21 protein-coding genes are annotated in these 23,756 nt (G+C 70.2%); 10 read left to right on the plus strand and 11 right to left on the minus strand.

Going from position 1 to position 23,756, the window contains the following annotated elements; genetic code table 11:
* Positions 1 to 106: 106 nt before the first annotated feature.
* The 3 genes from ELQ94_RS13795 to ELQ94_RS13805 all read right to left on the minus strand — a co-directional run bounded on the left by ELQ94_RS13795 (position 107) and on the right by ELQ94_RS13805 (position 3,376).
* The gene (locus ELQ94_RS13795; RefSeq protein ID WP_127050948.1) at positions 107 to 1,039 is read right to left on the minus strand and encodes a carbohydrate ABC transporter permease; all 933 of its coding nucleotides are present in this window, start codon (positions 1,037 to 1,039) and stop codon (positions 107 to 109) included.
* A 2-nt stretch (positions 1,040 to 1,041) separates the two neighbouring features.
* Complete coding sequence (locus ELQ94_RS13800; RefSeq protein ID WP_127050949.1) at positions 1,042 to 2,007, minus strand: carbohydrate ABC transporter permease; 966 nt, start codon at positions 2,005 to 2,007, stop codon at positions 1,042 to 1,044.
* A gap of 73 nt (positions 2,008 to 2,080) precedes the next feature.
* Positions 2,081 to 3,376 carry a sugar ABC transporter substrate-binding protein gene (locus ELQ94_RS13805; protein ID WP_208007714.1) on the minus strand — a complete coding sequence of 432 codons (1,296 nt, stop codon included), beginning with the start codon at positions 3,374 to 3,376 and terminating at the stop codon, positions 2,081 to 2,083.
* 244 nt (positions 3,377 to 3,620) lie between these two features.
* On the opposite strand from ELQ94_RS13805, the gene ELQ94_RS13810 reads away from it, so the two are divergent.
* Together ELQ94_RS13810 and ELQ94_RS13815 are read left to right on the plus strand one after the other, a co-directional pair.
* The gene (locus ELQ94_RS13810; RefSeq protein WP_127050950.1) at positions 3,621 to 5,240 is read left to right on the plus strand and encodes a beta-N-acetylhexosaminidase; all 1,620 of its coding nucleotides are present in this window, start codon (positions 3,621 to 3,623) and stop codon (positions 5,238 to 5,240) included.
* 225 nt (positions 5,241 to 5,465) lie between these two features.
* Positions 5,466 to 6,386 (plus strand): hypothetical protein, encoded by a 921-nt coding sequence (locus tag ELQ94_RS13815; protein ID WP_127050951.1) that lies wholly within the window; start codon positions 5,466 to 5,468, stop codon positions 6,384 to 6,386.
* 211 nt (positions 6,387 to 6,597) lie between these two features.
* Here ELQ94_RS13815 and murJ read toward each other — a convergent pair whose 3' ends face one another.
* The 4 genes from murJ to ELQ94_RS13835 form a co-directional block, all read right to left on the minus strand.
* Positions 6,598 to 8,226, minus strand: coding sequence for a murein biosynthesis integral membrane protein MurJ (gene murJ / locus ELQ94_RS13820; RefSeq protein ID WP_279432495.1), 1,629 nt, complete (start codon positions 8,224 to 8,226; stop codon positions 6,598 to 6,600).
* Positions 8,223 to 10,445, minus strand: a complete 2,223-nt coding sequence (locus tag ELQ94_RS13825) for a DUF6049 family protein (protein ID WP_127050952.1) — start codon at positions 10,443 to 10,445, stop codon at positions 8,223 to 8,225. The genes murJ and ELQ94_RS13825 overlap by 4 nt, the downstream gene beginning before the upstream one ends.
* 100 nt (positions 10,446 to 10,545) lie before the next feature.
* A complete protein-coding gene (locus tag ELQ94_RS13830) occupies positions 10,546 to 10,923 on the minus strand; it encodes a hypothetical protein (RefSeq protein WP_127050953.1) in 378 nt (125 codons plus the stop codon).
* Positions 10,924 to 11,017: 94 nt separating this feature from the next.
* Positions 11,018 to 11,581: a VanZ family protein gene (locus ELQ94_RS13835; protein WP_166404804.1), complete on the minus strand. Its 564-nt coding sequence runs from the start codon at positions 11,579 to 11,581 to the stop codon at positions 11,018 to 11,020.
* Between the two features lie 80 nt (positions 11,582 to 11,661).
* Here ELQ94_RS13835 and ELQ94_RS13840 point away from each other — a divergent pair, with 80 nt between their 5' ends.
* From ELQ94_RS13840 to ELQ94_RS13860, 5 genes are all read left to right on the plus strand, one after another.
* Positions 11,662 to 13,224, plus strand: a complete 1,563-nt coding sequence (locus ELQ94_RS13840) for a DUF7059 domain-containing protein (RefSeq protein ID WP_243697038.1) — start codon at positions 11,662 to 11,664, stop codon at positions 13,222 to 13,224.
* 270 nt (positions 13,225 to 13,494) lie between these two features.
* A complete protein-coding gene (locus ELQ94_RS13845; RefSeq protein WP_127050956.1) occupies positions 13,495 to 14,451 on the plus strand; it encodes a phosphodiesterase in 957 nt (318 codons plus the stop codon).
* A 259-nt stretch (positions 14,452 to 14,710) separates the two neighbouring features.
* The gene (locus ELQ94_RS13850; protein ID WP_127050957.1) at positions 14,711 to 15,718 is read left to right on the plus strand and encodes an aldose 1-epimerase family protein; all 1,008 of its coding nucleotides are present in this window, start codon (positions 14,711 to 14,713) and stop codon (positions 15,716 to 15,718) included.
* 55 nt (positions 15,719 to 15,773) lie between these two features.
* On the plus strand, positions 15,774 to 16,805 hold the full coding sequence (locus ELQ94_RS13855) for a dipeptidase (RefSeq protein ID WP_127050958.1): 1,032 nt from the start codon (positions 15,774 to 15,776) through the stop codon (positions 16,803 to 16,805).
* Positions 16,806 to 17,007: 202 nt separating this feature from the next.
* On the plus strand, positions 17,008 to 17,967 hold the full coding sequence (locus tag ELQ94_RS13860; RefSeq protein WP_127050959.1) for a Ppx/GppA phosphatase family protein: 960 nt from the start codon (positions 17,008 to 17,010) through the stop codon (positions 17,965 to 17,967).
* 18 nt (positions 17,968 to 17,985) lie between these two features.
* On the opposite strand, the gene ELQ94_RS13865 is transcribed toward ELQ94_RS13860, so the two are convergent.
* Both ELQ94_RS13865 and ELQ94_RS13870 read right to left on the minus strand, forming a co-directional pair.
* Positions 17,986 to 19,707: a stealth family protein gene (locus ELQ94_RS13865; RefSeq protein ID WP_127050960.1), complete on the minus strand. Its 1,722-nt coding sequence runs from the start codon at positions 19,705 to 19,707 to the stop codon at positions 17,986 to 17,988.
* A gap of 184 nt (positions 19,708 to 19,891) precedes the next feature.
* Positions 19,892 to 20,290, minus strand: a complete 399-nt coding sequence (locus ELQ94_RS13870) for a VOC family protein (RefSeq protein ID WP_127050961.1) — start codon at positions 20,288 to 20,290, stop codon at positions 19,892 to 19,894.
* Between the two features lie 220 nt (positions 20,291 to 20,510).
* On the opposite strand from ELQ94_RS13870, the gene ELQ94_RS13875 reads away from it, so the two are divergent.
* On the plus strand, positions 20,511 to 21,368 hold the full coding sequence (locus tag ELQ94_RS13875) for a nuclease-related domain-containing protein (RefSeq protein ID WP_166404806.1): 858 nt from the start codon (positions 20,511 to 20,513) through the stop codon (positions 21,366 to 21,368).
* Between the two features lie 89 nt (positions 21,369 to 21,457).
* Positions 21,458 to 22,390 carry a J domain-containing protein gene (locus tag ELQ94_RS13880; protein ID WP_127050963.1) on the plus strand — a complete coding sequence of 311 codons (933 nt, stop codon included), beginning with the start codon at positions 21,458 to 21,460 and terminating at the stop codon, positions 22,388 to 22,390.
* Here ELQ94_RS13880 and ELQ94_RS13885 read toward each other — a convergent pair.
* Together ELQ94_RS13885 and ELQ94_RS13890 are read right to left on the minus strand one after the other, a co-directional pair.
* Positions 22,378 to 22,938 (minus strand): ImmA/IrrE family metallo-endopeptidase, encoded by a 561-nt coding sequence (locus ELQ94_RS13885; RefSeq protein WP_127050964.1) that lies wholly within the window; start codon positions 22,936 to 22,938, stop codon positions 22,378 to 22,380. The two genes, ELQ94_RS13880 and ELQ94_RS13885, sit on opposite strands and share 13 nt — an antisense overlap.
* Positions 22,939 to 22,974: 36 nt before the next feature.
* Positions 22,975 to 23,349 carry a helix-turn-helix domain-containing protein gene (locus ELQ94_RS13890; protein WP_127050965.1) on the minus strand — a complete coding sequence of 125 codons (375 nt, stop codon included), beginning with the start codon at positions 23,347 to 23,349 and terminating at the stop codon, positions 22,975 to 22,977.
* Between the two features lie 86 nt (positions 23,350 to 23,435).
* On the opposite strand from ELQ94_RS13890, the gene ELQ94_RS13895 reads away from it, so the two are divergent.
* On the plus strand, positions 23,436 to 23,675 hold the full coding sequence (locus ELQ94_RS13895) for a helix-turn-helix domain-containing protein (protein ID WP_166404808.1): 240 nt from the start codon (positions 23,436 to 23,438) through the stop codon (positions 23,673 to 23,675).
* The last annotated feature ends 81 nt before the right edge of the window (positions 23,676 to 23,756 follow it).

Genomic DNA, 23,756 nt, shown 5'->3' on the forward strand with positions numbered 1-23,756 from the left:
ACCCTCCTGTCTCTGTCTGTGACGTTATCCGAAGAACGTGGAATCGGACCGGGCGTCTCCGGCCGCCGGAGAACACTACGGCCCCAGTCATCCCTGGGCTGACGGATCAGCCCTTGACCGCCCCGGCGGACATGCCGGAGACGAGGTTGCGCTGGATGATCATGAAGAACACGACGACGGGGATGGAGAAGAGGGTCGCCCCGGCCATCTGTCCGCCGTAGTCGGTGCCGATCTGGCCGCCGGACGCCGTGCTGAACGAGGCCAGCCAGACGGGCAGCGTGTAGTGGGCCTGATCCTTCATGAACGTGTACGCGATGATGTAGTCGTTCCAGCTCGCGATGAACGCGAACACGCTGCTCGCGATGATCCCGGGCATCACGAGCGGGAAGAGGATCTTCGTGAGGACCTGCCAGGTGGATGCTCCGTCGATGCGGGCGGCCTCGTCGAGCTCCACGGGGATCGCCAGGAAGAATCCGCGCATGACCCAGATGGAGAAAGGCAGCACTCCCGCGACGTACGCGAACATGAGCCCCCAGTAGGTGTCGAGCAGATTAAGCGAGTTGAAGATGAGGAACTGCGGGATGAGCAAGGCCGTGCCCGGGAGCATCTGCACGATGAGGAGGAACACCATGATGGTGCGCCGCCCGCGGAACCGGAAGCGCGAGAGTGCGGCGGCGGCGAAGAGACCGAGCACGATCGAGAAGATCACGGCCCCCGCCACGACGATGACCGAGTTCTGCAGGTACACGAGGAAGTTGCCCTGACCGACCGCCCGGAAGAAGTTGTCGAGCGTGGGGTTCTGCGGCAGGAAGTGCGGAGTGGAGCTGAGCATCTCCGACTGCGGTTTGAACGCCGTGTTGACCATCCAGTAGACGGGGAACGCCCACAGCACGCAGAACACCGCGGCGATCGCGCAGCTGATCCACGGGATCCGGCGCAGGCGCCGCGAGACGTGTGATCGGGAGCGGCTCGCTCCGGCGGCGCGATCGGCCGGGCGCGCCGCGGCCGATCGCGTGGTGGAGGGGGTCGAGGTCGTCATGGTCACAGCTCCTCCCCGGAGCGAACGAGGTTGCGGATGTAGAGCACGCTCAGCACGAGCAGGATCGCGGTAGAGGCGACGGCGATCGCCGAGCCCGCACCGATCTGCACGTTGCCGGAGAACGCCGTGGTGTAGGTGAACACGCCGAGGGTCGACGTCGCTCGGTCGGGTCCTCCGGCGGAGACGAGCCAGATCTGGTTGAAGACGTTGAAGTCCCAGATGATCGAGAGCATCGTGACGAGGAGCATCGTGGGCTTGAGCGCGGGGAGGACCACGACGCGGTAGACGGAGAACTCGGAGGCGCCGTCGAGGCGGGCCGCCTCCTTGCGTTCGAGCGGCACCTGCGTCTCCGCCGCGTAGAGCGTGAGGGCGATGAAGGGCACGGCCTGCCAGACGACGAGCAGCCAGATGCAGACCCAGGCCAGTTGCGGGTCCGCGGCCCAGTTGACGCTCGTGATGTCGCCGACGACGCCCGTCTGCGTCACGAGCCAGTTCACCACTCCGTACTGCGGCTGGAACAACCACTTCCAGATGAGCGACGACGCGACGTTGGGCATGGCCCAGGCGAGGATGAGGACGACGGTGACGACGTAGCGCATCACCGTGGGCAGCCGCGTCATGAGGTGGGACATGCCGGCGCCGATGAGCACGCTGCCTCCGACGAGCGTCGCCGTGAAGACCACGGTGCGCAGGAGCGAGAGCCAGAACTCGGAGTCCGACAGGATCGCCGCGTACTGGTCGACTCCGACCACCGAGTACTCGCCCGTGAAGAGCGTGCGCTGGTCGTAGTCGGTGAACGAGATGTAGACGAGGAAGACGATGGGCGCGATCGTCACGCACAGGAGCACGAGGCCGGCCGGCGACAGGAGCCACAGCGGCGCGAGGGACGGGCGCGTCGATCGGGGGAGCCGACCGCGGGGCGATCCCGCGGGACGACGAGGCGGTGCGGGCGCGAGCGAGGTGACCATGGGTTCGCCTTTCGAGCGTCGGAGGGGGGCATCGGTACCGCGCGCTGTGCGCGGCACCGATGCCCGGCGGGCGCTACTCGCCGTTGAGGGTCTGGTCCGCTGCCGTGTCGAAGGACTCGGCGGCGTCCTCGACGCTCTGGGAGCCGGATGCGATCGAGGAGAAGAGGCCCTCGACGTCCTTGTTGCTCTCGATGGTCGTCCAGTTGGGGTTCGGCGGGGTGGCCTTGGAGTTGAGGGCGGCGTCGAAGAAGCCCTTCTTCACGTCGCTCAGGGTGGCCTGGGCGGCCTCGATGCCCTCGGAGCTGTTCGGGATCCAGCCGTCGACGCCGTAGACGTAGTCCTCCTGGATCTCGGGGCTCGCCGCGATCTTCACCCATTCGAGCGCGAGCTCGGAGTTCTGCGACTTGGCCGGGATGGCCCAGTTCGAGCCGCCGAGCATGACCGGCTGCGTGTCACCGGAGAGGCCCGGCATCGGGAAGGTACCGAGGTCGTCCTCGGTCATCTCCGGGTTGGCCGTGAGGATGCCGGAGACGTTCGTGTTGAGGATCGCCGAGGTCTTGCCGTCCGCGAAGATCTGGTTCTGGTTGGGCTCCAGGGTGTTGAGGGTCGCCGAGGCGGCCGACGAGTAGCTCGTCTGGAACTCCTTGAACGCCTCGAGTCCCTCGATCGCTTCGGGGCTTCCGAAGCCGGAGGTCCACTCGTCGCCGTCCTGCTCCGCGATCTCTCCGCCGGCGTCCCATACGAACTGCAGCCCGCCGAACCAGTACTGGCCGGGCAGATAGAAGGCCGAGAAGTCGGAGGTGTCGGCGTTCGCCGCCTTCACCTTGTCGAGGGCGGCCGTGAGCTCCTCGTACGTGGTGGGCACGGCGGTCACGCCAGCGTCGGCCCACATCTGCTTGTTGTAGATGACGGCGCGCGCACCGGCGAATCCGGGGACGGCGTAGAGCTGGCCGTCGATCGTCGCGGGATCGACGAGGCCGTCGAGCCAGGTATGACCCTGCGCGAGGTCATCCGCCTGATCGGTCAGGTCGAGGAGACCGCCGTTGGCCGCGTAGCTCGCGACCTGGGTGTTGCCGACGTCGAGGATATCGGGTGGCGTGTTGGTGGCGAGGGCCGTCGAGATCTTCGTCGTGATGCCGTCCCAGGTCTGCACCTGCACGTCGACCTCGGCGCCCGTGGCCTCGGTGAACTCGGCGTTGATGGCGTCGAGCGTCTCCGGGGTGTAGTCCCCGTCCATCGCCCAGACGGTGATGGTCTCGTCACCGCCGCCCGACGCTCCGTCGGAGCCTCCGCCGCTCGAGCAGGCGGACAGGACGAGCAGGCTCGCGACGCTGAAGGCGCCGACGACCGCGATTTTCTTGATGGCCACTGTGTTCTCCTCTGTGATGGAACAGACGGTGATGTTCGGGGTGGATCGACTGCGTTCCCGATCCGGGCGGCGAGATGACACACTGCGGTTGTGGCCGCGACCTCGCGCCGTTGCTCGGTGGTTGGTTTAGTAAAGAAGGCTTGCGAACAAATGTCAAGACCGGTTCACTGGGTGTAACAACAACGAAACAACGGCGTCATCCTGCACTCGCGAACCCGACCTCCCGTCGGCCGAAAGGAACACCATGATCGCTCTCGTCCCCCGCCCCACGCGTCTCGAATCCCGTTCCGGTGTCTTCGAGGTGACGGGCGATACACGCATCGCAGCCGACGGCGAGCTGCGGGGACCCGCGGCATTCCTGCGTAGCGTCCTCACGACCTCGACGGGTCTCGCGCTCGACGCGGCGACGGACGACGAAGCGCCCACGATCCGTTTCGCCGTGGACCCCTCCCTCGCGGAGGAGGGCTACCGGCTCGAGGTGGAGCCGACGGGTGTGGTCATCTCGGCCGCTGGCGACCGGGGCGGCTACTGGGGGGCGCAGTCGTTCCTTCAGCTGCTCCCGGACGCCGTCTACCGCGCGGCCACCGTGTCCGGCGTCGCGTGGACGGCCCCCGCGGTGCTCGTCGAGGACGCCCCGGCATTCGGCTGGCGCGGCGCGATGCTCGACGTGGCCCGGCACTTCGTGCCGACGCGCGAGGTGCTGCGCTTCATCGACCTGCTCGCCATGCACCGTCTCAACACGCTCCACCTCCACCTGACCGATGACCAGGGCTGGCGGATCGAGATCCGCCGGTACCCGCTGCTCACGGAGGTCGGCGGGTGGCGACCGGAGTCTCAGGTCGGCGCCGGACCCACCGCGACGATGGACGGACGCCCCCACGGTGGCTTCTACACGCAGGACGACATCCGGGAGATCGTCGCCTATGCGACGGCGCGCGGAGTGACGGTCGTGCCGGAGATCGAGCTGCCCGGCCACGCGCAGGCCGCCATCGCCGCCTACCCGGAGCTGGGTGTCACCACGGAACGGCTCCAGCCGTGGACGGAGTGGGGCATCAATACGAACGTCTTCAACGTGGAGGAGAGCACGATCGAGTTCTTCCGCAACGTGTTCGACGAGGTCGTCGAACTGTTCCCCTCCCCCTTCATCCACGTGGGCGGCGACGAGTGCCCGAAGGACCAGTGGCGGGCCGACCCGCGCACGCAGGAGCTCATGCGCGAGCGCGGCCTCGCCGACGAGCACGCACTGCAGAGCTGGTTCATCGGCCGCATCGACGAGCACCTCACCTCCCGCGGCCGCCGACTGTTCGGGTGGGACGAGATCCTCGAGGGCGGGCTCGCCCCCGGTGCCACCGTGCTGTCGTGGCGCGGCCGGGCCGGAGCGGTCGCGGCGGCTCGGGCCGGGCACGACGTGATCATGTGCCCGGAGGACACGGTGTACCTCGACTACCGCCAGGCCGACGGTCCCGACGAGCCCATCCCCGTGGCGACGGTCACGACCGTCGCCGACGTGTACGCCTTCGATCCGATCCCCGCGGAGCTGACCGCGGAGCAGGCGGCGCACGTGCTCGGCGGCCAGGGCAATCTGTGGAGCGAACACGCCGACTCCCCGCGCACCCTCGACTACCTGGCCTTCCCGCGGCTGTGTGCGCTCGCCGAGGCGCTCTGGACCGGCGGCGAGCGCGACTTCGAGGAGTTCGAGCCGCGCCTCACGGCCCACCTCGGCCGCCTGAACGCGCGCGGTGTCGAGTACCGCCGCGCCGACGGGCCGCGGCCGTGGCAGCGTCGCCCGGGCATTCCCGGTCGCCCGGCGGATCGAGAAGAGACCGCAGCGCATGTCGCGTCCCTCACGGCCGACATCGCCTGAGGGCGGGAGGTCGAGCCGGGGCGACCGGCCGGTGTGGGCGATCACGACCTATGACACGGAGACGGCCGCCCTGTCGATGCCGACCGGCGGGTGATCAGAATCACCGACGGCTGATCCGGCGGTGACTGTTCGCCTGCTGTTCGGACACCTCGGCGGGCGAGCGCGGTCCGCGCGGAGTACCTTCGAGGCAGATGAGGACGGCAGGCTCTGTCAGGAGGCGATCCGATGCCGAAGACGCTCACGGAACGAACGGATCTCGCGCCGGCGGGTGGGGGTCCCGGCCGCCCTCCGGTCGCGAAGCGCGTCGGGCCGGCGGTCGTGGTCCTCGCGATCGTGGGATGCCTGGCGGGCGTCGTCGTGCTGTTCGGGTGGATGGTCGACGAGACGCACTTCGATCGTCCGTGTCAGCAGTTCGACGCCTTCGAGGCGGAGGTGGAGGATCTCCCCGGCGTCGTGAGCGTCGACAACGAGCGGTGGGTCGAGGCACCCGCGTTCTCGAACCCGACGTCGTGGATGTCCGTCGCGGTCGACCAGACCGGACTCCCCGGCGTGCTCGAGGCGGCCTGTGCGACCGACTATCCCGACCCCATGACGTGGTCGATCACCGTGAGGACGGCCGCGGCGACCGAGGTGTCGGTGCACACCGACCCGGAGGAACGGACCACGGTCGTCGACGGTGCGCGGTGCCCCGAATTCGGCTTCGACGTGGCGCGTATGGTCGACGAGCTCGACCGGGTCGCTCCGGGCCTCGCGATTCAGCCGGCGATCTGGGAGGACGACCGATTCGCGCTCGTCGAGGTCGAGGAGGTCACCGCCGGGTTCACCCACCTCCTGCCGGTCGTCGAGCACGCCGACGACCTGCTCGCCGCAGCCGGTCTCGGATCGGACGACGTCGTGGAGATCAATTCGGCGAGCCTCATCATCGCCGTCCAGCCCGGTGAGAGCGACCGGTACCTCGCGCTGCTCACCGAACTCGACGATGTCTACGCGGTACGGAGTTTCTGGGCCGACGGCGGCGGCGCGGCGAGTGACGGAACCGAGGAGGTGCAGGTCGTCGCACCGCTCGAGCACCACGCGGCGATCGAGGACATCATCCGATCGTCCGGGCTGCACATCGCCGACACCCCGATCCGGTTCATCGAGTAAGGGGGGCAGTGGCCGGTCGCTCTGGAGGGGCGGTGAAGCGGCGAGAGCCGGCTCGGCCCGTTCGATGAATGCATCACCGGCGTCGTCGCGCGATGAATTCATCGGCCTGACCACGGGAAGCCCTCCTCGTTCCGGAGTCGGGCCGTCGAGGCGTACCTCACGAGGGAATGGCCGCGCGCGGACTGACCGCAGTCGGCTGGTCAGTCCCCGCTCAGCGGCGGCGGAAGCGGCGGATGATCGGGGCGAGGGCCGCGCGGAGGTCGGGCGAGCGCATCACGATGAGGAGCGCGAAGTACACGGCGGCCATCACGGAGCCGATGACGATCATCGAGACGAGGGCGCCGAACACGGTCGTGGTCGCGAAGCCGCCGTCGACCCACGCGCCGAGCAGCCACGCCGTGCCGAGGCCCGCGGCGAGGGACGGGATCGCCGCGACCACGTAGACGACGATCGCGCGGATGACCGGGGCCACGTCGAGCCCGCCGAGCTTCCGACGTAGCAGCACGAACGCGAGCAGCATCTGCACGGTACCCGCGAGCGAGATGGATGCGGCGACGCCGATGCCGATGAGGTCGTCCGGCAGGAGGAAACCGCACGCGAGCGCGAGGCCGGAGAAGACGATGACCTGCGCGACCGTGAAGAAGAAGGGCGTGCGGGTGTCGCCGAGCGCGTAGAAGGTGCGCTGCAGCACGAAGAGGATCGTGAACGGCACGAGCCCGGCGACGTAGGCGACGAGGGGGCCCGCGAGAGCGCCGGCGTCGGAGGAGGTGCCGGTGAAGAGGCTCGCGAACGGCATCGCGCACGCGCCGATGACGGCCGCGGCGAGCACGATGAGGAGGCTGATCTGACGCGTCGCCGACGACACGTCCGCCTTCAGCTCCGCGGTCCGGTTCGCGTGGGCGTGCTCCGCCATCCGTGTGAAGTAGGCGGTCGCCACCGAGACGGCGATGACGCTGTGGGGCAGCATGAAGATGAGCCACGCGTACTGCAGGGCGGCCGTGGCCGCCTCGCCACCCGACGCGAGCATCGTCACGTTGGTCTGCACGATGCCGGCGACGAGCGTCGCGCCGATCATCGCGAGCGTCCAACCGGCCATCTTCCCGGTCTGCGCGAGACCGATCCCTCGCCAGCCGAAGTCCGGGCGGAAGCGCAGTCCCACCTTCTTCCAGAAGAAGAACAGCACGACGGCCTGCACGGCGATGCCGAGCGTCGCCGAGCCCGCGAGCACCGCGACCATCGGGGCGCTCCACGACGTGACGGAGCGCTCGCCCGTGGGGTCGGCACCGAAGAGCGCACCGAAGGCGAGGAGACCCGAGATCGCGACGATGTTGTTGAAGACGGGCGCCCACGTGAACGGGCCGAAGAGCTTGTGAGCGTTGAGCACCTCGCCGAGGAGGGCGTACAGGCCGTAGAAGAACACCTGGGGGAGGCACCAGTAGGCGAACGTCACGGCGAGGTCGAACTGGTCCTGCGGCATCGTCTGGCCGTAGAGCCGCACGAGGACGGGCGCCGCCGCGACGGCGATGATCGTGGCCGCGAGCAGGATGACCATGCCGAGCGTGAGGAGCTTGTTCACGTACGCGCGACCGCGGTCCTCGCCCACGATGGCTCGCACGATCGACGGGACGAGGATGGCGCTCACGACGCCTCCGGCGACGAGGGCGTAGAGGTTGTTCGGCAGACGGTTCGCGAGGGCGAAGGCGTCACCGCTGAACCCGATCGCTCCGACGGTCTGCGCGAGCAGGATCGCCATGACGAACCCGAGGATGCGCGACACCATGGTGCCGGAGGCGAGGAACGCGCTCGCGCGCCCGATGGACGGGCCGTCTCCGGTGGTCACGAACGCTCCTCGATGTTGCCGTTGCTGTCGGTGTTGTCGCTGTCGGGTGCGTCGGACGACGCCTTCTTCTCCGCGGCTTCCGCCAGACGCGCGCGGCGTCGGAGGATCGTCCGGACGACACCCGCGACGAGCATCCCGACCACGAGCAGTACGGCGATGACCGCCCCGATGCCCTCCCAGTCGGCCCGCACGGCGACGGTCGCGGTCACGGGCTCGCCGACGCGGACCCCGGAGACGGACGACAGGGTCACAGTCAGCCCGACGTCGCCGTTGCCGAGCTGCGCCGTGACGGGCACGCGCACCGTCTGCCGGGACCCCGCGGCGACTTCCACGACCTGCGGGTCGCCCACGTCGAGCCGGATGTTCGAGGGGGTGGCGTCGATCAAGACCTGGACGTCGTACGGGGAGTCGTTGCGGACCCCGAACGGGATCGCGCTCTCGTTACCGACGAGGAGCACGTCGCTGGAGTTCAGGATCGACACGGATCCCAGCAGCTCGCTCGTCTGCTCGCTGTGCGCCACGAGCGCCTCGGTCCATTCCTCGCCCGTGTCCATCCAGTCCACCGAGAGCAGCGTCAGGATCTGCACGCGCTCGCGACCGGTGAGCAGTTCCGGCGTCGTGAGGACGGCCGAGAACTCCCGGAGCCGCGCCTCGCGGTCCATGAGCAGGGAGACGGCGCTCGTGCGCGAGGAGTCGGGTTCGATGTCGGCGAGCGTCACGTCGATACGCTCCTCCGCCCGGACGTCCGAGAGGTCCACCGGGTTCACGGTGGGCAGGTTCGAGACGGCTTGGAGGGCGTCGCCGAGTCGAGACGCGGTCGGGGGCCAGCCACGGTCGAGGGTCGCGAGCACGGTGCGGCCGGTGGCGCCCTGCTCGCGGGCCGTCACCGCGAGCTCGGCGGAGATGTCGGCGATCGCGTCGGCCCCGTCGCCAGCCGTGACGGCCGTCGCGGCGATGCGAAGGGCCGAGGAGATGTCGTCGTCCGCGACGAGGGCGCCGCGCTCCCCGACCGTCGAGGCCGCCGGGTAGGCGGTCGCGTCGGCGACGTTGCTGGAGCCGAGGATCGTATCCGTCACGCCGCTGGCGGCGAACATGTCGAGATCCGACGCCGTGACGGTGCCCTCGGCAGGCCAGAGGAGGTCGTCCATCGTCCACTCGAACGCCGTCAGCTCGTCGACGGTCGGGATCGTGTCGTCCTCGGTCGGGGCGGGCGTCGGTGTCCCGGAGGGGTCGGGCGTCGGTGTCTCGGTGGGCACGGCCGGGGTGTAGTCGGCGGGGAGGGCGAATTGCACGGACGACGGCTCGAGCAGCGCGTCGAGCCCGGACGCCGCTTGGACGGCGCCGTCCGCGTCGGCGAACTGGAGCGGGAACGTCTCGTTCGGCACGTCAGCCAGCCGATCGAGCCACGCCGTGGCGCTCGCGGGTGCCGCCGCCCCGAGCACGCGGATCGACGCGATGATCATCGGATCGACCCCGAGGGCGACGTCGCGGCCCGCCGCGCCGTCGAGCTGACGCGTGAGCACACCACTCGGTGCCGTGTAGGTGGCGAGGGACTCGGAGCTGATGAGGCCGTTCTGCCCCGTCGGAGCCGTCACGGGTATCGCGATCGCGAGCTCGATCGAGTTCGTCGGCGCCGCGGCCGCCGCGATGTACGTGTCGTGGGCCGCGATCGTCGTCGCGCCCGATTCGAACGCGGCGGTGAGCGGGACGGCACCGTAGTCCGGCGGCATCGAGAGCCGGTCGTTCGGCACGAGGACGGCGTTCGAGGTGTAGTTCGACCCGGCGGTGATCGGGGGGACGGCGACGTCGACGAGATCGACGGGGGTCGGCAGGGGATCGCTGCCGTCGAGGTGGGCGTGCAGGGTGGCGCGGGAGCCGATCGTCGTCGATCCGCCCGTGAGCACGATCCGACCCGCATCGAGATCGGTGTCCGTCGTGTTGTCGATCGTGACGACGAGCGACAGCGGCTCGTCGCCCTCGACGGACGCCGATTCGCTGTCGATCTGGATGGAGACCGTCGGTTCGTCGGTCGTGGCGGTGTCGGCTTCGTCGTCCGTCGCGGTCCGCACGACGCCGCCGGTCACCGACACCTCGGTCGCCGACGCCTCGGTCGCCGATACCTCGAGAGCGAGCGCGGGCGCCGCGACGAACGGCATCGCCAGGACGAGAGCCGTCGCGGGGAGGGAGCGCAGGAGGCTCTTCAGAAGGCGTGAGTTCATGTGAGTGATGCAGCGCCGTTCTCTGCGGCCTGATCCAGTGATTCTACGGGCAGGGCCGTCCGGGACCTGGGAGGGACGCGAGCGGAGTGCGCGGCCGGGGTCAGGGTGCCGGCTGGTCGGGGCCGTCCCCGAGATCGAATCGGCCGAGCATCATCCAGGCGGTGCGGGTGAGGGCGGGGTAGGCGATGCCGATCGAGCGGATGATGTCGGCGTCGATTCGCTCGAGCGCCCGACGGTGCTCCTCTGCGTCCGACCGCGTGGACCGGGCCGCGAGCCGCGTGAGGACGTACTCGGCCGTGAGGCCGCGATCGTCGAGGGCGTCGTCGCGCAGCGACAGGACGACGAGTTCGTCGACGGTCGGCATGTCGGGGAGGAAGTCCCAGGGGTCCTCGCCCTGACGGCTGCGGTGTTCGATGAGCACGTCGAGTTCGTCGCGCGCGAACTCGCGCAGTCGCGCGATGTCCTGCTCGACCATCATGTCCCCGTTCCGTGCGCGTGTCGCCGTTCGAGTCATCCACGATACCCCCGCCATCCGCGAGAGGGTCCGGATGCGACGCACGCTGTGGACCTCGTCAACGGAGCCTGTGAAGCTCCCGTTCCTGCGCGGCCTCCGCGCGCGTCGCAGCGGATGCCACGGTCCCGACCGGAGCGCCTCGACCGCGCCGCCCGATGAACGTCGTCAGGAGGATGATCGCGCCCATGAGCACGCCGCCGGCGGCGCCCGCCGAGTTCGCGAGCACATCGTTCACATCGCACCTCCGGCCGAGTTCCGGGAGTACGTCCTGTGCGAACTCGATCGCCACGGACACCGCTGGCCCCGCGAGGAGCATGGTGAGGGGCCGACGCGTGGCCACGACCGCGAAGAGCACGGGGACGAAGAACAGCAGGACGTTCGGCACGTCGTCGAGCGGGGAACTCGCGTCGGTGGCGCAGCCGTCGCCCTCGAGCCCACCGACGGGGCTGAGAGTGAGGCCGAGCACGACGATCAGTCCGAGTACGGCTGCACCGCCGGCGACGACGCGGCCCCCACGCCCGGCGTGCGCGAGGAGGGCGGCGACGACGACGCTCGCGACGGCGAGCACCGCGACGAGTTGTCGCACGAGCTCAGCGTCCGAGGCGAAGACGATCGAGATCATGGGCACGTCCTTTCCGTCGTCTCGTTCCATCCTGCGTCCCAGCGCGTGGCCGGTCTTCACCCGTGCGATTGAATGAGGGGGTGAAAGACGCCCTCATCGACCTGCTGCGCTCCGACCTCGACGCGGGCGGGTACTCGACCGACGCGGTCGCCGTGCGCCTCGGTCCGGCCGCAGAGGAGGCCCTCGGTCGTGAGCACACGGTGCCGGCGGCGCGCGTCCTCGACGAGCGCCGGGATCGCGGTGACCGCGACGCCCTCGACGTGCTCATCGACCTCTTCCTGCTCGCACGGGTCGTCGGCCGGACCGACGTCGACCGGGCGTTCCCGTCGCTCGGAGCGGACGGCGCGCGCGAGCTCCGGTTGCTGTCCGTCTCCGACACCGACACCGACTCCGACACCGGCCGACCGGCCGGGACCGCGCCGCAGTCGTGGACCGCGGCCCTCGACGTGCACCCGTACGCGTTCACCGACGACGCCGGGGACGGTCACTGGTGGATCCTGTCCGATCTCGGGGAGCGCGCCGTGGGCGGTGCCCTGCCCGAGGACCACGTGCTCGGGGTGGGCGGCGCGTCCCTCACGCTCGCCGGCATCACCGTGCCGACGCGGGTCGGATCGGTGCTCGACCTCGGGACGGGTTGCGGGATCCAGGCCCTGCACGCCTCGCGGACGGCCGACCGGGTCGTCGCGACCGACATCTCGGAGCGGGCCGTCGATCTCGCGCGCGCCAACGCCCGCCTGAACGGGATCACGACGATCGAGGTGCGCCTCGGGAGTCTCTTCGACCCCGTCGCCGGCGAACGGTTCGACCGCATCGTGACCAACCCGCCCTTCGTCATCACACCGCGCTCGGACGGCGTTCCGCTCTACGAGTACCGCGACGGCGGCCTGGTGGGAGACGCCCTCGTGGAGGCGGTCGTGCGCGGGTGCGCCGAGCACCTGCTCCCGGGTGGGACCGCCCAGATGCTCGGCAACTGGGAGTACACGCGCGCCTCCGACGGGCTGTCGCGCGTCGGTAGGTGGGTCGAGGGCCTCGGCCTCGACGCGTGGGTCGTGGAGCGCGAGCACCTCGACCCCGCGTTCTACGCCGAGACGTGGATCCGAGACGGCGGCACGCGCCCGGGCACACCGGACTTCGACCGGCTCTCGAACGCGTGGCTCGACGACTTCGCCGAGCGCGGTGTCACCGGGGTGGGCTTCGGGTTCGTGACCCTCCACCGCCCGGTCGACGATCGGATACCGGTCGTGCGTCTCGAGCGCGTCACCGGTTCGCTCGAGACCGCGGGGCTCGGAACCCACGTCGCGCGGGTGGTCGCGGCGGTCGATGGGGTGGCAGCGCTCACCGACGACGAGCTCGCCTCGCTCGCCCTCGTGGTCGCGTCCGACGTGACGATCGAGCACCACTTCGTGCCGGGACAGGACGAACCCACGGCCATCCTGCTCCGCCAGGGTCAGGGGTTCCGCCGGGCGATCTCGGCGGGCACGGCGCTCGCCGCCCTCGTCGGCGCGAGCGATGGGACCCTCTCCGTCGGCGCGATCGTCGCGGCGATCGCGCAGCTGCTCGAGGCCGACGAGGACGCGCTGCTGGCGGAGACGCTGCCCGACGCGCGCCGCCTCATCGCCGACGGACTCCTCCTCCCCGCCTGATCCTCGGCTATGCGCTCTTCCGCGCCTCATCGGCGGTGTCGGGGACTCCTCCTCCCCGCCTGATCCCTGGCAACGCGCTCTTCCCCGCCTCATCGGCGGAGTCGTGGGCGTACTCCTCCCCGCCTGATCTGCGGCACTGTCCCACGTCCGGGTGTGGAAACGGTGGTTCTTGAGAGTTGTCCAGAAGTTCAGCGGGATTTCTCCCCGCCCCCGGGGGGCGCAAGGGTAACGTGAACCACCGAACGGCATCCCCGACAGAACGGAATCCCTGTGGACTCCCGCGTGGCCGAGTATCCTCGACCGGATCATTTCATCCTCCACATCAGTGACACGCACCTGCTCGCCGGCTCGCGTGGCCTCTACGACTCGGTCGACAGCGCCGAGCACCTCCGGAACCTCTTCGCCGAGTTCGAGGCGTCGGGCGGACGACCGGAGGCCATCGTCTTCACGGGAGACCTCGCCGACAAGGGCGAGCCCGAGGCCTACGAGGCCCTCCGCGCGATCGTCGAGCCGGTGGCCGAGCGCCTCGGCTGCGAGGTCATCTGGGTGATGGGCAACCACGACGACCGCGCGTCCTTCCGGTCGCGCCTGTTCGGCGAGGTCCCCACGATGCGTCCCGTCGACCGCGTCTACGACGTGAACGGCCTGCGCATCATCACGCTCGACTCCACCGTCCCCGGCTTCCACCACGGCGAGGTCTCGTCCGAGCAGCTCGACTGGCTCGCAGAGGAGCTCTCCGAGGCCGCGCCGCACGGCACGATCCTCGCGATGCACCACCCGCCCGTACCGAGCGTGCTCGATCTCGCCGCGAGCGTGGAATTGCGCGACCAGTCCGGGCTCGCCGAGGTGCTCGAGGGGACCGATGTGCGATCGATCATCGCCGGCCACCTTCACTACTCCTCCACGGCGACGTTCGCGGGGATCCCCGTCTCGGTGGCCTCGGCCACGTGCTACACCCAAGACCTCAACGTGCCGGTCGGCGGGACGCGACCGCGCGACGGCGCCCGCGCCTTCAACCTCGTGCACGTGTACGAGAACACCGTGCTCCACTCGGTCGTGCCGCTCGGCTCGTTCGTGGCCCTCGACGACGTGGCCCCGGAGGAGAGCGCTCGCCGCCTCGCCGCGTCGAAGATCCGCATCCGCGAAGCGTCGCGCGCCGCGGTCGTGCCGATCGAGGAGCCGTTCACCGTCCCCACGCGCGAGCCGGAGCACGCCGGCGTCTCCTGACGCCCTCACCGCGTGGCGCTCCGTCTCGCCTCGTGTCGTCCCGCTCCATCTCGTCGCGTCTCGTCTCGCTCCGTCTCGTCTCGTCTGACCCGGCCGTGCCAGGTAGCCCTTTTGCGCGCTTTCATGCCACCCGGGTGGCATGAAAGCGCGCAAACGGGCTACCTCACGGTGGGTGGGGGCGCCGGCGCGCTCGAGTCGCGCTAACGTCGAGCGGTGTGCCCCGGAACGGCCGGTGGGCACGTGTTGCGAAGGAGCACCGATGGCGGCGAACGGCACCGAGGGCCACACGACCTCGAACCACACGACCTCGACCCACACGACCTCGGATCAGACGGTCTCGGATCGTCCGATCTCCGGCGAGCAGATCGTGATCGAGGCGCACGGCTACGTCGCGCACGTCGCGAGCATCGGGGCCACCCTCCGCGCGCTCACCCTCGACGACCGCGATCTCGTGGTGCCGTTCGGCGCGGACGAGGTGCGCCCGGCCTTCCGGGGCGCCACGCTCGCGCCGTGGCCGAACCGCGTGACGGACGGACGTTACCGCTTCGACGACGAGGACCTCCTCCTCTCGCTCACCGAGCCGGAGCGGGGACACGCACTGCATGGCCTCGCCGCCTGGTTGGACTTCTCCATCGAGCGCTCCGACGCGTCGAGCGTCGACCTCGCCGCCGTCGTCGAGGCGCAGTCGGGCTACCCGTTCCGCATCCGCGTCGACGTGAGCTACCGCCTCGGCTCCGACGGTCTCGAGACCGTGGTCACCGCGACGAACATCGGCCCGACGCGTGCTCCCGCCGGCCTCGGGCCCCACCCGTACCTCGTGGCGGGCGCGGGACTCGTGGACGACTGGGACCTCGAGCTTCCGGCGGCCCGCGTGCTCACCGTCGAGGGCGAGCGGATGATGCCGGGCCCCGTGGTGGGCGTCGACGAGCTCACCGAGTTCGACTTCCGCTCCGCTCGCCGCATCGGCTCGACGGAGATCGACCACGCCTTCGCCGATCTGACGCGTTCGGATGCCGACGGCGACGCCGTCGTGCGCGTCACGACGGCCGACGGTTCCGGAGTGGGCATGCGGTGGGGAACGGCGTGCCCGTGGGTGCAGGTGCACACCGCCGACAAGCCCGGCCTGCCCGTGCACCGCATCGGTCTGGCCGTGGAACCCATGACGTGCCCGCCCGACGCCTTCAACTCGGGCGTCGACCTCGACGTGCTCGAGCCAGGTGAGGCGCTGACCGCGTCCTGGAACATCTTCGGGATCGCCGCCCGCTGACCCACCCGCCAGCCTGATCGTCCGATCCGGGCGGGGGGCCTAGGGTTCACAGATCATGATCGATTTTCCCGACGAGCTCGACTTCCCCGTCATCGACGGCCACAACGACCTCCCGTGGGAGTGCCGGCGATCGCGAGGGTCGAGCATCGAGGGGATCGACGGCGAAGAGTCGACCCTGCACACGGATCTGCCGAAGCTCCGCACCGGCGGTGTCGTGGGCCAGTTCTGGTCCGTGTACGTCCACATCGACGAACCCGATCCGGTCCGGACGACGCTGCAGCAGATCGATCTCGTGCACCGTCTGGTGGCGCGGTATCCGGACGATCTCCTGCTCGCTCGCAGCGCGGCGGACGTCCGCTCGGCCATCGGCTCGGGCCGCATCGGGTCACTACTCGGGGCCGAGGGCGGACACTCGATCGGGAACGATCTCGCGATCCTGCGGACCTTCGCCCGCCTCGGCGTCCGCTACATGACGCTCACGCACAACGCCGACACCCCCTGGGCGGACTCGGCGCTCGGGCAGCACACGCACGGCGGCCTCAACGACCGCGGCCGGGAGGTGGTGGCGGAGATGGAGCGCATCGGCATGCTCGTCGATCTCTCCCACGTGAGCGCCGCGACGATGTCGGACGTGCTCGACGTCGCCACCGCTCCCGTGATCTTCAGCCACTCGTCCGTCGCGGCCCTCAACGACCACCCGCGGAATGTGCCCGATCACGTGTTGGAGCGTCTCGCCGGCAACGGCGGGGTCGTCATGAACACATTCGTGCCGATGTTCATCTCCGCGGAGTACGCCGAATGGCATGCAGCGGGAGAGACGGGCCCGGAGCCCGTGGTGACCGTCTCCCACATCGCGGACCACGTGGAGCACGCGCGCGACGTGGCCGGGGTGGACCACATCGGTCTCGGCGGCGACTACGACGGAACACCGACCTTTCCCGGTGACGTGCGTGACGTGTCCCAGTACCCCGTACTCGCGCGGGAGTTGCAGAGGCGGGGATGGTCGACGGCGGACCTCCGGGCGCTGGCCGGTGGCAACATCCTCCGCGTGCTCGAGGAGACGGACGACCGCTTCGCCGCGATCTGAGCGGGAAGCCTGCACGGACTCCCTCTCTTCTCTCCCTCTCTTCTCCTCCTCTCCTCTCCTCTCCTCTCCTCTCCTCTCCTCGTTTTTGCGTACGCAATGGCGTTCTGCGGGTGAAGTTTCACCCGCGGAATGGACTTGCGCACGCAAAAGCGTGGGAGGAGGGCGCGACGGGCGGCGGGCCGGGAGCGGTAGCGTCGAGGGTATGACACCGGAACCCTCAACGCGCGTGGCCGCCTACGACTGCGGCACCAACTCGCTCCGTCTGCTCATCGCCGATGTGGTCGACGGCCGGCTCGTCGACGTGGTGCGCGAACTCGACGTCGTGCGTCTCGGGCAGGGCGTTGACCGCACCGGGCGGTTCGACGACGAGGCGCTCGAGCGCACCTTCGCGTCGGCGGAGCGCTTCGCGGCCCTGTGCCGGGAGCACGGAGTGGAGCGTGAGCACGTGCGTTTCGCCGCGACGTCGGCGACCCGCGACGCCTCGAACCGCGACGAGTTCATCCGTCGCATCACCGAGATCGTCGGCGTCGCCCCCGAGGTCATCACGGGTGACGAGGAGGCCGGGCTGTCGTTCGTAGGAGCGGCGAGCACCGCGCCGGAGCGCGACGGTCTCACACTCGTCGTCGACCTCGGCGGCGGATCGACGGAGCTCGTGCTCGGTGCGGACGAGCTCGTCTCCGCGTTCTCGATGGACGTGGGGTCCGTGCGGATGACGGAGCGGCATGTACACTCCGACCCGCCGACGTCCGACGAGGTCGAGGCGGCACGGCGCGACGTGCGCGCGGCCCTCGACGAGGCGCTGCGCACGGTCGACGTGTCGCGCACGGCGACGATCGTGGGTGTCGCCGGCACGATCACGACGGTCACGGCGCACGCGCTCGGACTCGAGCGCTACGACTCCGCGGCCATCGACGGATCGGAGCTGAGTCTCGAGGCGGTGCTGACGGCGTGCGACGAGCTCTCCGTCATGCCGCGCGCCGAGCGCGCCGCCCGCGCGTACATCCACCCGGGTCGGGTCGACGTCGTGCCGGCGGGCGCGATGATCTGGGCCGAGGTGCTCCGCCGCGTCCGCACCGAGGGTGCCGCGATCGGCGGGGGCATCGGCTCGGTCGTCACGAGCGAGCACGACATCCTCGACGGCCTCGCGCTCTCCCTCGCCTGACGCGGGCGCCGAGGGCCGCTAGGCGAGGGTGGAGGCGGAGGCCGTCGCGGCCGCGTCGTCCGCGGCGGTGCCGGCGTAACCCTTCTCCCACGGCGCGACGACCGGGAAGTAGCGCTCGAGGAACTCGGTGACGGCCTTCGTGCGCTTCTCCACCGAGATCTCGGGCTTGCTGCCGTCGTTGAGGCAGAACATGTCCTGATCGCGACGCTTCAGGAGCTTCTTCATCTGACGCAGTGCGCTCTTCAGCGTCGTCTCGACGTACATGACCTTGGCGTTCGTCTGCACGACCGCCGATCCGCGCATGAGCGCGTAGTAGTGGTACAGCGAGTTCGTCACCGAGATGTCCGTCGCCGAGCGGAACTGGCTGTGCGAGGTGCGCTCGAAGTCCTCGGGGAAATCGGCCTCGAGCTCCTCCATCACGCTGCGGCGCAGGGGCGCGGCGCAGTGCTCGAGGTGGCGCGTCGTGACCTTGCCGAAGCGCTCACGCAGGAGGCGTCGGTTGACGCGAGCGGCGTTCTCGAAGCCGCTCCGGGCGGGGTTGGAGTCGCCCAGGCCGATGCGGGTCTTCGCCTCCACGAACTTCGTGATGCCACCGGGCGAGAAGAACAGGTTCGGCTGCACGGGGCGCCCGAAGAACATGTCGTCGTTGGAGTAGAGGAAGTGTTCGGCGATGCCCGGGATCTTGTGCAGCTGGCTCTCCACGGCGTGGGAGTTGTGGGTGGGCAGCGCGTCCATGTCCTCGAAGAACGCCTCGCTCGGCATGATCGTGACGCGCGGGTGATCGGCGAGCCACTCGGGCTTCGGGGAGTCCGTCGCGATGTAGATGTTCCGCACCCAGGGAGCGAACATGTAGACGCTGCGCAGCGCGTACTTGAGCTCGTCGATCTGACGGAATCGCGCCTCGGAGTCGTCGCCGTCGCCCACGACGTAGCTCTTCATGCGCTTCGCGCGCTGGCGCTGGAACTCGATGGACGAACCGTCGACCCACGAGAAGACGAGGTCGATGTCGAACGTGACGTCGCTCGCGAGCTCCGCGAACATGCTCTCGAGGGTCGGCCATGAGCGCCCGTAGACGATGACCTCCTCCTCGACGGCCTCGGAGCGCGGCAGGGTGCGCCGCATGAGCGCGTTCTCGGTGGGCGCGGTGATCGTGTCGTCGCCGAAGCGCCACAGCTCGAGCTGGAAGGCGGTGTCGGGACCGTAACGCAGCCGACCGATCGGTTCGATGCGTGGTCGGTACACCCGGAAGATGGCGTGCGACGAGTCGTCCGTGAGTCGGCCGTCGGCGATGAGGACGGGGCGGCCGTCGGTCTCGAGGGCGTCGTCGTGCTGAGCGGCGGGAACGTAGGGGGCCGAGTAGAACGGCTCCTCGGCGAACGCCTCCGAGAGGGCGCGTTCGATCGCCTTCCGCCTCTTGATGTCGACGGCGAGCACGGGTCGGTCGTTGTCCCCGCGTACGAGGAGGAAGTCGATGCCGGCGGCGTCGAGCACCTCCCGCACGGCGACGAGGTCCTCGACCATGGATTCGTGAGGCGTGAGGTGGCCGGCGACGAGTGCGTACTCGCCCTTGCGGCGCACGATGCCCTCGCGCTCGAAGCGGGGGCGTCGGGTGCCGGTGGACACGAGGACGAGCTCGGGGGTCTCGGCGAAGGACGGGCCGGGAGCGTCGGCGTCGATGCCGCGCAGCGCGTGGAAGCTCGTCGCCGGGGTGCCGTTCTCGTCGGTCGTGTCTCTCGTCATCCGTGTCGCTTCCTGTCGCGTGATCGACGTCCTGAGGGGGACATCGCGAGTCGATGGTGTTCCGCCCGTGGGCCATGGGCCGAGGCGAGGGACCGGTGCGCCGTGCGGTGCGGTCACGGGTCGCCATCGGCGACGTGCAGAGCCCTCCCTGTCAGTATGCGCCCAGACGGCCGGATGGGCCTATTCAGTCCCCGTCCGGGGCCATCCAGAGGACCTCCCAGAGGTGCCCGTCGAGATCGTGGAAGCTGCGCGCGTACATGAAGCCGTGGTCCTCCGGGTCGCGGGCGGATCGTCCTCCGGCCACGAGGGCCTGATCGATGACGCGGTCGACCTCCGCGCGGGACTCGACGCCCACGGCGAGGATCGTCTCGATCGTGTCGCGGGTGTCCGCGATCGTCTTGCCCGTGTAGGACGCGAAGCGCTCGTGCGTGTGCAGCATCACGAACACGGTGTCGGCGACCACGAGGCAGAGGGACGACGCGTCGGTGAACTGCTCGTTGACCCGCCAGCCGACGGCCTCGAAGAAGGCCCGCGAGCGGGACACATCGGCGACGGCCATGTTCACGAAGATGCTCGAAGCCACGGGTCCCCCTCCGATCGGTCGCGCCGCGATGGCGCTCCCCTCAACCTCCTCGACCCGCCGACGGCTGTCAAGACGCATTGCGCACGGAGGCCCACCCGTCCCACTAGAAGAGGGGTGGCGTCCTCTCCCCTATTGGGGTCACCGGAGGGCTCGTCGGGGGCCGGGCGGCGGCCATAGGCTCGGACGGTCCGAGCCCGGCCGAGGCCGTGGAGGGAGTCCCATGACCGAGGTGATCGTCGCCCCGGGCGCTGATGCGCCGGGGCTGGACGCCCTGCGTCGTGCGGAACGGCGACGTCCAGGCCAGGTGTGTATCGACCGCGCGGCCGTGGCTCGTGCGGGATCCGTCCCTCCGTCGCTCGTGCGGCGGGCGTTCGGCGGCTCCCCGGTGGGCGCGCCCGAGCGGGAGGCGTTCGAAGCCGCGATGGGCGAGCGGATCGTGGGCCGGGAGCTCGACTCGCTCCCCGACGGGTGGATCGTGTTGCACTCGATCCCGGCGCCCGGAGCGAGCGGCGACCTCGATCACGTGGTGATCGGTCCCCCCGGGCTCTTCGCCGTCACGACCTGCTTCGTCGGAGGCGACCGGGTGTTCGTCGCTGAGGACTACCTGCTCGCTCGCGGTGAACGCATCCCCTTCGCCCGTCCGGCCGTGTCGGCGGCGCGCCGGACCGCCCAGCTCGCGGGGCGCGCTCTTCCTCCGAGCGTCGCGGTGCGCGGCGTCGTGGCTGTGGCGGGCGCGCGCGGGGTGCGCATCGGTGCCCGCACGCGCTCCGTGGACGTGCGCGATGCGCGCGTGCTCCGCGAGTGGCTGGTGTCGCTTCCGCCCGCGCTCGATGCTGTGGTCGTCGAGGCCGTGGCCACACGGATCGCGGCCTCGATCGACGCGGGGAGCGGGTCCCCGGACCCCGCCGAGGACGGGAGGTCCGCCGCCGCCCTGCTCGTCGCTCGACTCGAACGCGAGTCCACCGCCGCCCGACGACTCCGCTTCCTCTGGCGCACCGCCGGTCTCGCCGCCGTCGCGGGTGGCGTCTGGGTGGCGTTCGCGCACCTGCCCGCGTGGCTCGCCCTCCACCTGGGCTGACGTGTTCGGCGGGCTGTCAGGCCGCCTCGGCTATCCTTTCCCAGACGAACCGCGCCATCGGCGCGGCCCACGAGAGAGGACGCACGCGGATGACCGATTCACCGGCCTCCGCCTCTCCCTACGACGTCCTCGGCGTGAGCCCGTCCGCCTCGGCCGACGAACTCCGCAAGGCCTACCGACGCCGACTCCGCGAGACGCACCCGGACACCGGCGGCGACGCGCTCGAGTTCACGGCCGTGCAGCGGGCGTGGGAGCGCGTGGGGGACGCCGGATCCCGCGCGGCGTACGACCGCGGAGAGAGCTCCCACACCGAGTCCACCGCGGAGGGCACCGGCTGGTCCGCTCCGTCCCACCGCTCCCGCGCCGACAACTCCCGCCCCCGCGCGCGCTCCTACGGACATCCGGGTGGTGCCGCGCGCGAGGCGTACCTGCGGCTCATCCGCGAGTGGGCCGGTCGGGGCGCGGAACCCGAGGATCCGTACGACCCGGCGCTCGTGCGCCGGGCGCCCGTGGAGATCCGTCGGGCGCTCGCCGAGGCCCTCGCCGAGGAGGCCACGGCACGTCAGGTCTCGGCCCTCGGTATGGCCTTCACCGTGTGGCATGACGTGCACGTGGGCGGCGGGGAGCGGAAGATCGACCACGTCGTGCTCGGTCCGACCGGCCTCTATGCGATCTGCTCGGAGGACTTCGGCGTGCCGGTGCGGATCCACCGCGGCGAGCTCGTCCCCATCGATGTCACGACCGACGAGCAGCCCGTGCGTTCGCTCGTCCGCGCGTCGCGCGAGCTCGGCCGATCCGCCCGGGTCAAGATCACCGGGGTCGTCGTCGTGGTCCCCGACGAGGCGCTCGACGAAGGACTCGTCGAGATCGACCGGATGCGCAAGCCCGCCGCGTTCATCGTGACGCGCTCGCGCCTCCCGCAGCTGCTGCGCACGGGCCCGTCGGGCGTCGACCCGATCGGCGGCAACGAGCTCTTCGACGTGCGCACGCGACTGCAGGCGGTCGTGCGCTACGAGGTCTGACCCACCCGGTGCCGCAGCCGCGGGTCGGGTAGTCGGCCGGCGAGGATCTCCCGGTGGAACACGGCCACGACGGCGAGCGGGACATCGAGCTGGCGCGCGATGCCGAGCGGTGAGAGTCCCGCGCGTTCGGCCGCGGCGTAGGCCTCGTCGTCGATGAGCATGCGGGCGCACTCGCGCTCGGCCCTCCGTTCGGCGGCGGCACCGGTTCCACGGTCGCGATACCTCGCGTGCACGTACTCGTGGTGCAGGGTCTCGCGCTCGAGGGGAGCGGAGAGGCCGGCGCGGACGAGGATGCGACGCGAGTCGTCGAGGTAGGCGCCGAGGCGACCGGGCGGCAGGTCCGTGCGGTACTCCACGCGCACCCCGAGCCGCCGGATCAGCTCGTGGATGGCGCGGTCCCGTGGATCGACCGGGACGTGTCCGCCGCCGACGTCCCTGCGGTCGTCATGCGGCTGGTGGTCGTGCTCCGTCGGCCCCGAGATGCCCGGCCGATCGGACCGATCGGACCGGTCGTCGTTCTGCCGTCGTGTGTCGACGCGTGCGCCCATGGTCCCCCGTCCGGTGGCCCGGACGTGCGCCCGGGCTCAGCTGTCGTGCTGCTCGGACTCCTGCTGCGCTTCGAAACCCGGACGATCGAGCGCGGCCATGGGGAGACCGTCCACATCAGTATCGAGGGCACCGCTGACATCGGTGAGGGCGCGGCCGGACTTCCGGATGGAGCGCTCCGCGCGGCCGAGCACGGCGCCCGGCGTGGTGCCGAGGGCGGCGGCGAGCTCGGCGACGTCGTTGAGATTGAGGGGGAGCTCCCCGCGCAGCCGCTTGTAGTAGTAGTTGCGCGAGATCGTGAGCTTCTCGAGGAGGGCCGCGTGGGTCAATCCCCGCTTGGTCCGGAGCACGTCGAATTCACGCGCCACTTCGTACGCGAATGCGGCGGCGACGCCGATTTCCACTCTCCCCATGGGTTCAGAGTACCCGTGCGGCGGCCTCCTCCACAGAAAAGGCCTCGACAACTGGGGATGCGTATCTTTATGGGTACGCTGATGGTATGGCGGACAGTCGAAGCACCTGGTCGGAGAACGTCGCAGCGACGGTGCGCGCGGAACTCGCGCGCCGTCGGATCCGTGCAGCCGCGCTCATGGACGTGCTCCAGCTCGGCCGCACCGCCACCTACGACCGCGTGAACGGCAAGATCCCGTTCGACACGGCAGAGCTCCTCCTCGTCGCATCGTTCCTCGGTCTCACCGCGGAGGAACTCGTCCGCGAGGCCGACCGCTCCTCCCACTGACCTCGCCCCCCGCCACACCCTCCCCCGCCCCGCCCCGCCACAGCCGCCGCCATCCCGCCCCACGAGGTGGAGCGTTTGCGC

The organism is Labedella endophytica (genome assembly GCF_003990045.1).
In the GTDB taxonomy this organism is placed as follows: Bacteria; Actinomycetota; Actinomycetes; order Actinomycetales; family Microbacteriaceae; genus Labedella; species Labedella endophytica.

What these genes read in the sequence shown, in the direction of transcription:
- ELQ94_RS13795 (WP_127050948.1), bottom strand. Translation starts at nt 1,039, where the DNA reads ATGACGACCTCGACCCCCTCCACCACGCGATCGGCCGCGGCGCGCCCG.
- ELQ94_RS13800 (WP_127050949.1), bottom strand. Translation starts at nt 2,007, where the DNA reads ATGGTCACCTCGCTCGCGCCCGCACCGCCTCGTCGTCCCGCGGGATCG.
- ELQ94_RS13810 (WP_127050950.1), top strand. Translation starts at nt 3,621, where the DNA reads ATGATCGCTCTCGTCCCCCGCCCCACGCGTCTCGAATCCCGTTCCGGT.
- ELQ94_RS13815 (WP_127050951.1), top strand. Translation starts at nt 5,466, where the DNA reads ATGCCGAAGACGCTCACGGAACGAACGGATCTCGCGCCGGCGGGTGGG.
- ELQ94_RS13825 (WP_127050952.1), bottom strand. Translation starts at nt 10,445, where the DNA reads ATGAACTCACGCCTTCTGAAGAGCCTCCTGCGCTCCCTCCCCGCGACG.
- ELQ94_RS13830 (WP_127050953.1), bottom strand. Translation starts at nt 10,923, where the DNA reads ATGATGGTCGAGCAGGACATCGCGCGACTGCGCGAGTTCGCGCGCGAC.
- ELQ94_RS13835 (WP_166404804.1), bottom strand. Translation starts at nt 11,581, where the DNA reads ATGATCTCGATCGTCTTCGCCTCGGACGCTGAGCTCGTGCGACAACTC.
- ELQ94_RS13850 (WP_127050957.1), top strand. Translation starts at nt 14,711, where the DNA reads ATGGCGGCGAACGGCACCGAGGGCCACACGACCTCGAACCACACGACC.
- ELQ94_RS13855 (WP_127050958.1), top strand. Translation starts at nt 15,774, where the DNA reads ATGATCGATTTTCCCGACGAGCTCGACTTCCCCGTCATCGACGGCCAC.
- ELQ94_RS13860 (WP_127050959.1), top strand. Translation starts at nt 17,008, where the DNA reads ATGACACCGGAACCCTCAACGCGCGTGGCCGCCTACGACTGCGGCACC.
- ELQ94_RS13865 (WP_127050960.1), bottom strand. Translation starts at nt 19,707, where the DNA reads ATGACGAGAGACACGACCGACGAGAACGGCACCCCGGCGACGAGCTTC.
- ELQ94_RS13875 (WP_166404806.1), top strand. Translation starts at nt 20,511, where the DNA reads ATGACCGAGGTGATCGTCGCCCCGGGCGCTGATGCGCCGGGGCTGGAC.
- ELQ94_RS13880 (WP_127050963.1), top strand. Translation starts at nt 21,458, where the DNA reads ATGACCGATTCACCGGCCTCCGCCTCTCCCTACGACGTCCTCGGCGTG.
- ELQ94_RS13885 (WP_127050964.1), bottom strand. Translation starts at nt 22,938, where the DNA reads ATGGGCGCACGCGTCGACACACGACGGCAGAACGACGACCGGTCCGAT.
- ELQ94_RS13890 (WP_127050965.1), bottom strand. Translation starts at nt 23,349, where the DNA reads ATGGGGAGAGTGGAAATCGGCGTCGCCGCCGCATTCGCGTACGAAGTG.
- ELQ94_RS13895 (WP_166404808.1), top strand. Translation starts at nt 23,436, where the DNA reads ATGGCGGACAGTCGAAGCACCTGGTCGGAGAACGTCGCAGCGACGGTG.